12 protein-coding genes and 1 other annotated feature (1 of these 13 running past the window's edge) are annotated in these 11,967 nt (G+C 35.0%); of the genes, 1 reads left to right on the top strand and 11 read right to left on the bottom strand.

Translation table 11 applies throughout. The features are described 5' to 3' along the window. Window positions 1-45, bottom strand: a sequence feature (ribosomal protein L20 leader region) (it extends 78 nt beyond the left edge of the window). A gap of 23 nt (window positions 46-68) precedes the next feature. Continuing rightward, window positions 69-749, bottom strand: coding sequence for a (d)CMP kinase (gene cmk / locus STRPS_RS00805; protein WP_007894338.1), 681 nt, complete (start codon window positions 747-749; stop codon window positions 69-71). A 19-nt stretch (window positions 750-768) separates the two neighbouring features. Further along, window positions 769-1,263, bottom strand: a complete 495-nt coding sequence (locus STRPS_RS00800) for an SAG1386/EF1546 family surface-associated protein (protein ID WP_007894126.1) — start codon at window positions 1,261-1,263, stop codon at window positions 769-771. Window positions 1,264-1,309: 46 nt separating this feature from the next. Here STRPS_RS00800 and STRPS_RS00795 point away from each other — a divergent pair, with 46 nt between their 5' ends. Next, window positions 1,310-1,507 (top strand): ferredoxin, encoded by a 198-nt coding sequence (locus tag STRPS_RS00795; protein WP_007894064.1) that lies wholly within the window; start codon window positions 1,310-1,312, stop codon window positions 1,505-1,507. Here STRPS_RS00795 and STRPS_RS00790 read toward each other — a convergent pair. From STRPS_RS00790 to STRPS_RS00750, 9 genes are all read right to left on the bottom strand, one after another. Continuing rightward, on the bottom strand, window positions 1,494-1,982 hold the full coding sequence (locus tag STRPS_RS00790; RefSeq protein ID WP_007894367.1) for an EbsA family protein: 489 nt from the start codon (window positions 1,980-1,982) through the stop codon (window positions 1,494-1,496). The two genes, STRPS_RS00795 and STRPS_RS00790, sit on opposite strands and share 14 nt — an antisense overlap. A 29-nt stretch (window positions 1,983-2,011) precedes the next feature. Next, on the bottom strand, window positions 2,012-3,235 hold the full coding sequence (pepT, locus tag STRPS_RS00785; RefSeq protein ID WP_007894320.1) for a peptidase T: 1,224 nt from the start codon (window positions 3,233-3,235) through the stop codon (window positions 2,012-2,014). 84 nt (window positions 3,236-3,319) lie between these two features. Beyond that, window positions 3,320-5,197, bottom strand: a complete 1,878-nt coding sequence (locus tag STRPS_RS00780; protein WP_007894133.1) for an N-acetylmuramoyl-L-alanine amidase — start codon at window positions 5,195-5,197, stop codon at window positions 3,320-3,322. Window positions 5,198-5,218: 21 nt separating this feature from the next. Next, entirely contained in the window at window positions 5,219-6,355 is a 1,137-nt protein-coding gene (locus STRPS_RS00775; RefSeq protein ID WP_007894106.1) for a glycosyltransferase family 4 protein, read from the bottom strand. Further along, window positions 6,345-7,178, bottom strand: coding sequence for a glycosyltransferase (locus STRPS_RS00770; RefSeq protein ID WP_007894130.1), 834 nt, complete (start codon window positions 7,176-7,178; stop codon window positions 6,345-6,347). Before STRPS_RS00770 ends, STRPS_RS00775 begins: the two co-directional genes overlap by 11 nt. A 1-nt stretch (window position 7,179) precedes the next feature. Beyond that, a complete protein-coding gene (locus STRPS_RS00765; RefSeq protein WP_007894382.1) occupies window positions 7,180-8,598 on the bottom strand; it encodes an oligosaccharide flippase family protein in 1,419 nt (472 codons plus the stop codon). Window positions 8,599-8,603: 5 nt separating this feature from the next. Next, window positions 8,604-9,962 carry a DUF2142 domain-containing protein gene (locus STRPS_RS00760; protein WP_007894395.1) on the bottom strand — a complete coding sequence of 453 codons (1,359 nt, stop codon included), beginning with the start codon at window positions 9,960-9,962 and terminating at the stop codon, window positions 8,604-8,606. Between the two features lie 10 nt (window positions 9,963-9,972). Then, window positions 9,973-10,908, bottom strand: a complete 936-nt coding sequence (locus STRPS_RS00755) for a glycosyltransferase (RefSeq protein WP_007894371.1) — start codon at window positions 10,906-10,908, stop codon at window positions 9,973-9,975. Beyond that, window positions 10,908-11,966: an NAD-dependent epimerase/dehydratase family protein gene (locus STRPS_RS00750; protein ID WP_234944388.1), complete on the bottom strand. Its 1,059-nt coding sequence runs from the start codon at window positions 11,964-11,966 to the stop codon at window positions 10,908-10,910. Before STRPS_RS00750 ends, STRPS_RS00755 begins: the two co-directional genes overlap by 1 nt. Between the last annotated feature and the right edge of the window lies 1 nt (window position 11,967).

Genomic DNA, 11,967 nt, shown 5'->3' with positions numbered 1-11,967 from the left:
CAACCTAAGTCGCAAGGCGAGAAGTTCTCACTTCTGCTTTTCTCATTGTTACTATACTACCATGAATTTTATTTCGTGTCAATTAATTTTTCTGCTTTTTCTTGAATAAATGTTACGACACCTTGAATATCAACACCCGTTGTATCAAAAACAATAGCATCATCTGCTGCTTTTAATGGGGAAACTTGTCGATGACTATCTTTATAGTCACGCGCAGCAATTTCATCTTTCAAGGTTTCTAAATTGGTCTCTATCCCTTTTTCAATGTTTTCCTTATAGCGCCTTGTAGCCCTCTCTTCTACAGAGGCAATTAAAAAGACTTTTAGTTCAGCATCTGGCAAAACAACAGTCCCGATATCACGGCCGTCCATAATGATAGCACCTTTTGCTGCAATACGTCGCTGCTGTTCTACGAGTTCCTTGCGGATTTTGGCAATGGCCGAAACCCATGAAACATTGTTAGTAACATCATTTTGTCGAATAGCTAGGGTCACATCCCGCTGGCCTAGATAGACCAATTGACTACCGTCACTAGCTTTTTTGAAAGAAATAGGCTGTTTTGATAGTTCTGCTAGCAAAGCATCTACATCATTTTCTGTAAAATGGTGCTCTAAGGCAATATAAGTTGCACAACGGTACATAGCGCCAGTGTCTAAATAAGTGTAGCCAAGATTTTTAGCAATAATCTTGGCTACCGTACTTTTACCACTTGATGCAGGACCGTCAATTGCGATTTTAATAGCTTTCATGTTGTCCTCTTGTAAAAAATTAGTTAATGTATACCGCATCACCGGGATTTGCATACCAATACCCCAGCGTCATATGGTCTGGGTTTAAAGTCTGTAATTGTTCGACGCTAATACCTGCTCTCGCAGCAATAGATGCAACGCCCTCTCCCTGTAAAACAATAATCGTTTCGCCTTTTGTAGTACTTGAACTTGATGATGTACTAGAAGACGTCTCGGCCCTTGATGAACTACTTGTTTGCCCCTTTTTCGAAGATGACTTGGCAGCTTTTGATGCTTTAGCAGCTTCATTTGATTTTGATACAGATGCTCCATAAAAACCACTTGTGGCTGTTGTCCGATCTCCACCACTATTAGACGTATAGAAGAAAATAAACAAAATAGCAACGATAATAACGAAGAAAACACTTAATAAGGCTGTTAACCAAGGTGTGCTCAATATAGGGCCTCTAGCTTTGCGCGACCTTAACCCTTTATCCTCGTTGACAATTTTTTCTTCCCATGGTTCTTTAGCCATGATTTTCCCCCTTGTTAAATAAACAAAATCATATTAAAATGATACTATGAAAGTATCCATAATTCCAGAAAAATGTATTGCGTGCGGCCTTTGTCAGACCTACTCTGACCTCTTTGACTACCAAGACGATGGCATCGTAAAGTTTACCGATTCAGATAGCTTGCAAAAAGAAGTTTCTTTTCAAGATAACCAAACCTTACTTGCTGTTAAATCTTGCCCAACTAAGGCACTTACAATAGAGTAAGTGTCTTTTTTTCATCTTTATAGTATTCAAAATAATCCAAATTAATCAAATTATCAACAAGGATAACTTCTCCTTTAAAATACGGGTTAATAACTAAAGCATCAAGAAAATATTTCTTAGGCCACTTACGCATGTAAAAGAGATAGTTTTTATCACTTGTACAAATAGTCACAGTTGATTTAGTGACTTCAACTTTACTGATATCAGAAATTGCTAATTTCCGTGGCCCCAAAAGTCTTAAGGAAACAATTTTGAGAATGCCACCTTCTTCAATTAAGAAATAGCGATGCAATCCAACCCCCACTAAGATGACAAATATAAAAAATAAGACAAAGACGCGGCTAGGAATATTAGTATTCTCATAAAGGAGTGATAATCCAATAAAAATGGGAGAAATCGCAATTGACCAATAGATAATAGACCAGGATAACTCTGGTTGCCAGTGATATCGGATTTTACCAAAAATTTTAATCATTTGATTTAGTCCCCTTAAACTTTTAATAACTATGGTTTTTGTACAATACCCACAATAACTTGAACAGCTTTTTCCATAGTTTCAAGGCTGACAAATTCGAAGCGACCATGCATATTTTCTCCACCAGCGAAAATATTTGGCGTAGGGATTCCCATAAAGGAAATCTTTGATCCATCTGTACCACCACGTATTGGTTCAATGATTGGTTCAATAGATAAGTCTTCCATGACTTCTTTAGCTAACTCAACTGGAGTCATGTCTTTCTCAATAATCTTACGCATATTGTAATACTGATCATAAAGAGTGACCAGAACCCGTTCTGAACCAAGTTCGGCATTCATTTTATCTGCAATAGCTTGAACTTTTTCTTTTCTCTCTTGGAAAGACGTTTCATCAAAATCACGAATGATGTATGAGCTACTTGCTTCTTCCACACTACCTGACATATCACTCAACATATAGAAACCAGCATATCCATCTGTCAATTCTGGGCGGTCACTTGTTGGTAACTGATTGTGAAAGTCTATGGCTAATTGCAGAGCATTAATCATTTGTCCTTTTGCAGTACCTGGATGAACATTCCGACCTAAAAATGTCAAGTCCAGACCAGCTGCACTAAAGGTTTCAAATTGCAACTCTCCTAAAGGCCCTCCATCCACAGTGTAGGCAAAATCAACATCAAAGTCTTCAACATCAAATTTATCAGCTCCAACACCAATTTCTTCGTCGGGACCAAAAGCAACGCGAATCTCGCAATGCTCTATTTTAGGATTAGCTCCTAAAAATTCAATGGCTGTCATTATCTCAGCTATTCCTGATTTATCATCTGAACCAAGTAGGGTTGTCCCGTCCGTTGTAATGAGAGTTTGACCTAAATAATTAGTCAAATTTGAAAATGCTTCAGGATCTAATGAATAACCAGAGTCACCCAAAGGGATTGATCCACCTTGATAATTTTCAATAATTTGGGGATTGACATTTTCAGCATTAAAATCAGCAGTATCAATATGAGAAATGAAACCAATTTTACGAGTTAAGTGACTGGCATTGGCCGGCAAAGTTCCAACAATATAGCCATTTTCAGGGATATAATGAACATTCTGTAAGCCGATTGCTTCCATTTCTGGCTTTAAAATGTTCAAAGCAAAGTCAACTTGACTTTGGGTACTAGGAGTTGTTTTACTTTCAGGATTACTGCGTGTATTAACTTTAACGTACTTCAAAAAACGTTCTAAAAGAGTGTTATTTAACATTATCAACCTCAATCATTTATTACCCCCATTATAGCATAAAATAGCCCAAAAATCCTAAGCGGGGTAAGATTTTTGAGCTATTTTTTAGACCGTATAGTGTTTATAGTATGCCAGAATACCGCTTACAACGCCAGTAGCTAATTTTTCTTGATAAGCTGCTGTTGTAATCTTTTGGAACTCGGTTGCATTAGACATATAACCCAATTCTAATAGCACAGCTGGGGCAGTCGTTTCTCTTAACACCGCAAAGGTGTTTCTCAAGACCCCATTATCTTTAGCGCCAGTATTTTTCACCGCAGCTGACTGAATTGCTTGCGCTAAGAAGGCACTTCTGCTCAAGCGTTCGGGATCATTATGATACAATTCATTAATCGCTGACGGATACTCTGGATAATATTCATAATAGTAGGATTCAATTCCATTGGCATAGGAGCTTGTTGAGGCATTAAAATGGAGACTGACAAAAAGGTCAGACAATGAGGCATTGGCATTTTCCGACCGTGGAATCAAATCAACATATGTATCACTTGTGCGAGTGGTGATAACCTTATATCCAGCTGCTTCTAGCTTGGCCTTAATCCTATTTTGCATTTGCAAATTCAAGGTTTTTTCATACTGATTAAAGTAAGCCGCTCCAGAATCATAGCCACCATGTCCTGCATCAAGATAAATAATGTTATTAACAACTGCATAATTGCCTTGGGAAGCAGACAAACCTATAGGTGTGGCAATCTTATCGACTAATACAATCTCAATTGCCTCTAAACGTTTTGATTGCCCCGTAGTACCAGCAATGGCATTATCATAAACCCATGCTTGCCAACCAATATCTTGAACATGAACGCGATATTTCACACTGTATTTTTGTGCTAAACTGCCCGTTAGCTGTAATTGCAAAGCCTCTAAGCGACGTGATTGCCCATTTGTGCCACTCATACTTCCACTAGTGACATAATTTTGCCAGCCAATACCTTGTACATGACTACGATATTGTAAATTTCCAAATTCATTTGAAGATAAATTAACTATTAGCCCTTCAATTCTTTTTGATTGTCCCGTTGTTCCAGCAAGCTGACCTTCTGCAACAAGTGGTCCCCAACCAATAGTTTGAACGTGAGTTTGATAAGTTAAACTTGGTTTTACCATTTGAATAAAAGCCTTATTTTGATCTAAACTAGTCTCTGCTCCCTTTGTAATCAGAAAGATTTCAAAAGCTTCCAACTGTTTAGATAAGCCCGTGCTACCTGCAAAAGCACCATTTTTAGCCCAACTAAGCCAGCCATAAGAGGCAATATGAGTACGATAATAGATATCGTATTTAAGGGCTAAATCACCGGTTAGATTAATCTGAATAGCTTCAATTGCCTTAGATTGGCCTGTCGTTCCACTAATCTGACCAGTTGAAACAGCCTTTTGCCAACCCGAATTAATGACTGAACTATTATAAGTTATGGCACCTGTATAAGGAGTTGACATATTAATTTTGATAGCTTCGAGTCGTTTAGCTTGACCCGTCGTTCCACTCACTAAACCATCCGTTACTGGCGCTTGCCAACCGATATCCTGAACATGACCTGAGTAAGAGAGAACTGTATCTTGTACTGCTGCCGTTTTGACCTCGGTTTGATCAGTCTTTTTAACCAGAGTTATCGGGTTTGTAGGAGGAACCGTTTTAACATCCTGGCTAGTTGTTGATGGCACTTGTGAGTCTTGGTTAGAAACAAGATCTTTTGAACCTGTCCTTTGTGATTCTGAAACTAGATTAGTAGACATAGCTTGCTCACTTAATCCGGTTTGCCTACTAGTTGTATTTTGCTGATTGATAGTAACAGGACTAGCTACGCTATCAGTAACTAGTGGTCTGCTAACATCATTTGCATGGATTATGCCTACATTCACAAGATTAGCTAAAGCGATGCCCGCAAGTAAGTAAAACTTTTTTGAGCCATAGTATTTTTTCATTTTTCATCTCCATTATTACCTTTAGTTACCAAATAATATGGCCTCAAGTTTTTTAGCTGTTACTGACCAAACAAATGTTGATTGAATCCGTTCTTGAATATTTTTTTGTAATTTTACTCGTCTAGTAGAATCATCAACTAGGATTTGTAATGCATCTCTCAGTGACTCTTTATTTTCTTCAATAATGATTCCCAATTGATCATTGGTAATAACTTCAGTTGTACCACCACGATCTGTAGCAATTACGGCTGTTCCCAATAATCCTGCTTCTAAAATCGAAGTTGGTAAGCCTTCAGGATACATTGAAGGATAAACAAAAATATCTGATTGAGCCATTAAAGACATGGTCTCTTGGAAGTTTAACTTACCTAAAAAGTGAATATTCTCATTCTGATTTTCAGCTACTAACTCCTCAAGCAAAGGTCCATCCCCAGCAATCTGAAGATGAATATGGTCTGGAAACTTAGCCTCCGCAAAGGCCTCTACCAACATTGCTACACCCTTCTCTTTGAGTATGCGACCAGCGTAGGTAATATAGATTTCCTGCTCTTTTTTCGGTAAATAGCTAGCGCCCTTAAATTGGTTTGCTAAATCATCCGGAACAGAATTATAGATAACGCCACTTGACTTAATCGAAAAGTGTTTGAGCCAGTTGGAACTACGTTCTGACACTGCAAAAAATTGAGGATGATAAGATTTAACAAGAGCAGTCAAGAGATGCTCGTAGATAGCACCAAAGACATCCAAGACTTTATTATTGACGGTAAAATGACTACTACCATGATCAAGAACAATACTTGGAAGTCCTTTAGCTTTAGCATACTTTAACCCCATTAAAGTTGTCAATTGAAAGCGAGTATTACAGAGGATATAATCTGGATTTTCAGCTAAAAGTTTATCATATAAATCATGATATTCTTGATTCTTATCTAAAATCGGGTAGCGCTGTTTAAATTGTTTTTTAGATGGAAAACGATAGATTTTACGATTATTATCTACTTGATAATTAGGCAAATGATCGTGATTAGTGGTCACAATAATGATGTCGTAACCCAACTTAACCAACTCATTTGTTAACTTATCAGTATAACGTTCAATCCCACCCAAGAAAGGTAGAAAATATCCGGAGAAAAATAGAATTGTTTTCTTATTTGCCATTTTTATCCACCTTCATAAGTAAGCCTGCGATAATACCTTTACCCATTGCAGTCACCTTTGACAACTTATGCTTTTCAAAACAGACAATTTTAATAAACTCATCTCTTAAGACGATGTAGTTATTTTTTGTTTCCTTGTTAAAGCCATATTTTTTACTAAGGTAAATGGTATTACGAGAAAAATAATATTTTCGAAAAGCACTATGGTTAGATGTATAAGCTTCTCTTCCTAAAAACCTGATCGGACTTGCATTACCAATTTCGTGAAGAAATCCAATTTTATTGATGCGATAGGTTTTGTAACCTAACTTTTCATAATGATAGTTTAAATCATAGTCCACTAAATCAATAAACATTTTTTCATCAAATTTATCAGATTTGGCAAATACACTTGTTTTCATAAAAGCTGCTGATGTAATACATTTCTTAACTTCTTCATATTCAGAAGTATAGCTTTCATCACTAGTTTTATTGATGTCTTTAAACAAACAGGTTAATATACCTACATTCGGCAAATTTTTATAAGGTTGATAATTTGTAATAAGGTCTTTAAAAACAACAGTATCTTGATCTAATGTTAGAAACCAGTCGAAGGCATGTTCAATGGCGTAATTTCCAATTTTATTCAGTGCTGCTGCAATTCCTAGATTCTCATTTAATTTAATAAGGGTCAAATCTGGGAAGTACTGACAAATCTCTTCGCAATTTTGTGAACCATTATCAACAATAATAACTTTATCTACTTGAGGCTTAATAGCTTCAATATTTTCTTTTAAACGTTGCATTTCTGGATTGAATGTAACAATCCCTGCTAAAATTGGCATTTTACAGTCCCCTCTTAAAGTTTTTAAATAGAGCAATAACTGGTGTTTTCAACAAATAGATAATAATAATATAGGTTGACACACCTACAATTGTTTGAAGTCCATAGTTTATAAAGGAAATAGACATGTGGCTATCCATATAATAAATTAGAGAAGCTGTTACAAGTGCTGCAAGTGAATAACGTAATAATCCTCTTGTTAGTTCCTTAATACTAAAGACATCTCGTAAGGAGATTATTTGATATAAAGATACTGCAAATTCAGTTAAAACTGTTGATATAATGGCACCCATAGCACCAAGAATTGGAATTAAAATGATATTACCAATGACATTTGTAATTAACCCAACAACCGCTGAATAGGTATAGGCTTTTGTACGCTTTGAAGCTAGTAGATACTGAGTCCCTAAAGCATTACCATAGGAAATAAAAATAATCATAAAGGATTGAATAGCCATTAAAGCACCCACTTGAGCATAGTCTTTTCCAAAAAAGAAAGTTGCAAAAGTAGAGGATACTCCTACAACACCAGCAATCATAAGCATTGAAATAGCGTTACTCAAGTCTATTAATTTAATGAGTAATGATTTAGCTTCTTCTTTTTTTCCATTAGAAAAGAGACTTGACAAGCGTGGTAGAAAAACCCCACCAATAGCTGAAACGATTGTAAATAAAATCCGAATGATTTTATCCGACTGATCAAAATATCCAGCACTGACAACACTATCCATTGCACCTAACATACTTTTATTCAATGATAGGTAAATTTGCATTGTAATTTGTGGCAAAAAGAGCATCAAAGTTGGTTTCAAGTGCTTAAAAATTGAAAGTCTTTTAAAAGGGATCCGTATAACTTCTTCTTTCAGATGTTGCCATACTGTTAAATTTCCAAGTAAAGCTGCAAAAGCGATTAAAAAGATATACAAACCCAAATCATTTTTTGTTTTTACTAAAACAAATGTTAATGTAACCGTCGTTAGCTTAACAAGGGTATTTCGAACAACTATTCTTTTGAAATCTTCTATTCCCAAGTAATACCAAGAAATATCCGTTGCTATAGCCAGCAAATTTATCCCTTGTAAAAGGTAAAAATTAGTCCAATCTTTAATCCAGAAGACAAAAATCAAGTAAAAGACCGAAGCAATTGAGACGGTAATAAATTTCAAGAAAACTAATTCCCAAAATACTTTACTTCTTTTATACTTGTTATTTTGAACAAAAGCAATTTCACGATTCCCGTATAAAGAAATCCCCAAAGCTCCAAAAAGGGTAAAATACATAACAATTGAACTTGTATAGGCATTAATACCTATACCTACTGGAGATAAGATACGAGATACATAAGGAACTGTTATCAACGGAAGTATTAATGTTAATAATTGATAAGAGGTATTGTAAAAGATATTTTTTATTAATTTCACGCGAATTACCTCAAAATCAAACTAATAACAGTATCAAATAATAGAAGTCCATTCGATACGAGTATTAAACAAAGTAAAGCAATTGGCACAATTTTTTGACCATTTTGCTCAATTCTAAGTTTTATACTAGATGCAAAAACTTGTAATAATACTAAGGTTGGAGTGAAATAGCGTCCTTGTACTCCTTCAATATAACTTGTTCTTGCTCCATTATATTCTAACATGATAAAATATACCCCAAAAATCCCAACAAAGAATGTCACAAGGAATATTAGACCAATTTGTCTACTCTTAATAAATTTTTTTTCGGTAAATAAGACTGCGAAAAATAAGAGATACCAAACAGCTGAAATCCATGTGGGGATAAAATTATAAGTAGGATAAGGTGCTGCCAACCAAGATGTAATATCATTACTTAACAAGTCAGTTCCAGAGTAGTTATAGCCAAAAGTCATCAAGTACCTTCGGATAACAACGAAAATTCCCCCATGTGACCTACATACTAAATAGAAGACTCCTAGTGCAAGCAGGATAAGAACTATTTTTATCAGCATATGACTTTTTACAAAGTCATATGAGAGCCTTACTTTATTTGTCATTTTTTTTGCGAAGCTATGATTCGTCTGAAGTAATGAAATTGGAATCAATAAAAGTAATAGCCAGTAGTTTTGCTTACATGCAAGTAATAATAAAAGGCTTATAAACGCAAGAATAATTAACCGTCTTTTAGTTACTAAATGGTCTGATAGAATATTTATCAATACTGCTATTAGGCTGGCAGTAATAAGATAACCCGTTGCATCATATGATAGGCTCGCAAAAGCATTTAGTGCAACTGGACTCAAGAAAACAGCAAAATATATCATTTTTGCATTTCTTAAATATTTAATAATTAATGTTAAACTTATAATTGAAACAAAAGATGAAAAAAGTCTTGCTACGGTTATCATTACTCCCATTGAAGGATAAATATATGAACCAATTTTAAGACCAATTGCTGGCAAAACATGTCCACCAAAAACAAAGTTAAAAATGGAGTAGTTCACTTCTCGAGGAGCGTCTTTCCATGATACAAAATTTGCCTTATTGAGATAGTATTTTTCAAATCTTGTCCCATCCTGATATGACTCTTTTTGGCTCTTCATTCCTGAAGCAATGCTATATTCACCATATTTAGAAGTATCAATAACTTTATTTACAATACGGCCCGATACGGCTAGATGGTATTGACCATCAGGTTCATTGAAAAAAGGCATAAAAATGCTAAGTGACATTGTTACCATTAAACCTACTACCAAAAAGGTTTTGTGTATTGAATTGTCTGAAAAAATATTATCAAAAAAAGTCAAAGCTTTTTCTTTCATTTACTCACCATTATTTCTTAAAGATAAAAATTAAATCTCTTATTCGATTACTGAAACTATCATAATATTGGCCTTTTATAATAGTTTGTTTCAAGGTCGAAAATAATTTCCGATTCTCAGCATTTTCAAGACGCTCAACATTAAATTGATAATATTCGTTTAAACGATTTAGGTTTTTATGTTGATCCTCAACGAGCACGCCCCGAGCGATTGTAAAATAGCTCACTACTAATTTTAACTCCGAGATATGTCTTGAATGTGTGCTGTGTATGTTCAATAAATGGCCACTGGCGTTTCCACCATGCCGTTTATGTAATCCTACAGGATAATTATAATTGTATCCTGTTCCTAATAACCCGGAAATTCCGGTCATTAAGTTATCATGTGATAGCATTAACCCTTCTTGGTAATACTTCATAACTTGCTCAACAAATGATTTCCTGATACAAAAAGTCCAGCCTTGACGGTAATTATGATATGAAAAATCAAGTGGATACTGAGTAAGTTCAGCTTTAGCATCAAACCGAAATTGGTTCGGGTAAGTAGCTTCTTCTGACATTAGTTTAATATCAACATCTGCACTTAGGACATCAACAAAAGGGTGAGTTTCCATGATAGAAACTTGTTTATCATTTTTATCCAAATACCATATGTCATCTTGATCACTAAAAAAGATATAATCAACTGCTAGAGGTAATGAATCAAGTAATAATTGTCGAAAATTCAACCGCCACCCTAAATTCTTCTCATTTTTTTGAATGGACCAATTATTTAAGTTATGTTTTAAAATATAAGTATTAACAACTTCTATGGTTTTATCAGTTGAACCGTCATCACGAAGTAAGACATAATCCGGCTTCAATGTTTGATTTCTGATAGAATCTAATTGTTCTTCAATAAAATCTTGTCCATTATAGGTAGCCATTAATACTGCTGTTCTAACCATTATATCTCCTCAAAGCTCTTAACAGTTTTGACAAGCCCGTCTGTTAAGGAAACTTTCTTTTTCCAACCAATCTTTTCAATTTTTTCAGTACTTAGTCTTGTCCGTCCCATTTTACTATATGCTTTACTAACTTCATTTGGAATTTCAAATACAACCTGCAAATTTTTTTCTGGGAAAGTATCAACTAATAACTGAGCCAAGTTCCGAATCATAATAGGTTCTTCTTCATTAGCTATGTTATAGGCTTGACCAATTTCTCCATTTAATAAAATTAAGAATAAGGCAACTGTTGCGTCAGCTAAATAACAAAAGGCACGTTCTGCACTCCCATCACTTTTTAAAACAATGTCTTCTTTCATAAGAACATTGTTTATTAAATCACTCATAATACGGCCATCATTATTAACTTCCATACCAGGTCCATAAACATGTGCTAACCGAGCTACCGTAAATGGTACATGATACTGATCATAGTAGGATTTCAATAACGTCTCTGCAGCACGTTTACTTTCAGGATAACAAGCTCTGCTTTCTAAGATATCAAAAGCACCGTATGCTTCTTCATCAATGACCTCTTGTATTGCTTTTCCATATATTTCACGAGTTGACATAAAAAGAAAGTTTTCAATGCTTTTTGTTTTTGAAAATTCCAAGAGGTTAAGTGTCCCTAAGGTATTGGCTGTTATAATACCAACAGGATCAGTTAATATATAGTGGGGACTGGCATTGCTTGCTGCATGAACAAGAAAATCAACAGGACCATCGTAATGCAAGGCTTCATTGACATCGTGTTGAATTAATAGGATCTTATGGTCTTTCACCAAGTCAGTAAAACGAGCCTTAGCTTTTTCTAGGTTTCTAGCACTTGCAATAATAGTAATATTGCGATCCTCAAACTGATTTAAATAAACTAAGGTATAAATCATATAGGTGGCCAACATACTGTTCGCCCCAGTAATTAAAATTGATTTATGATTTAATTTATCCCAAGCTACGGATTGATCTTTAATAATAGCTTGTAGATCTTCTTGAACAATTGTATTTGAATAACTTATCATC

Source organism: Streptococcus pseudoporcinus LQ 940-04, from assembly GCF_000188035.1.
GTDB classification, from domain to species: Bacteria; Bacillota; Bacilli; order Lactobacillales; family Streptococcaceae; genus Streptococcus; species Streptococcus pseudoporcinus.
This window is presented reverse-complemented; position numbering and strand designations above follow the sequence as displayed.

Bases quoted from the DNA above. Each gene is read 5' to 3' on its own strand.
- STRPS_RS00790 (WP_007894367.1), bottom strand. From the start codon at position 1,982: ATGATTAAAATTTTTGGTAAAATCCGATATCACTGGCAACCAGAGTTA.
- STRPS_RS00760 (WP_007894395.1), bottom strand. From the start codon at position 9,962: ATGAAAGAAAAAGCTTTGACTTTTTTTGATAATATTTTTTCAGACAAT.
- STRPS_RS00755 (WP_007894371.1), bottom strand. From the start codon at position 10,908: ATGGTTAGAACAGCAGTATTAATGGCTACCTATAATGGACAAGATTTT.
- STRPS_RS00750 (WP_234944388.1), bottom strand. From the start codon at position 11,966: ATGATAAGTTATTCAAATACAATTGTTCAAGAAGATCTACAAGCTATT.
- STRPS_RS00800 (WP_007894126.1), bottom strand. From the start codon at position 1,263: ATGGCTAAAGAACCATGGGAAGAAAAAATTGTCAACGAGGATAAAGGG.
- STRPS_RS00770 (WP_007894130.1), bottom strand. From the start codon at position 7,178: ATGCCAATTTTAGCAGGGATTGTTACATTCAATCCAGAAATGCAACGT.
- cmk (WP_007894338.1), bottom strand. From the start codon at position 749: ATGAAAGCTATTAAAATCGCAATTGACGGTCCTGCATCAAGTGGTAAA.
- STRPS_RS00780 (WP_007894133.1), bottom strand. From the start codon at position 5,197: ATGAAAAAATACTATGGCTCAAAAAAGTTTTACTTACTTGCGGGCATC.
- STRPS_RS00775 (WP_007894106.1), bottom strand. From the start codon at position 6,355: ATGGCAAATAAGAAAACAATTCTATTTTTCTCCGGATATTTTCTACCT.
- pepT (WP_007894320.1), bottom strand. From the start codon at position 3,235: ATGTTAAATAACACTCTTTTAGAACGTTTTTTGAAGTACGTTAAAGTT.
- STRPS_RS00795 (WP_007894064.1), top strand. From the start codon at position 1,310: ATGAAAGTATCCATAATTCCAGAAAAATGTATTGCGTGCGGCCTTTGT.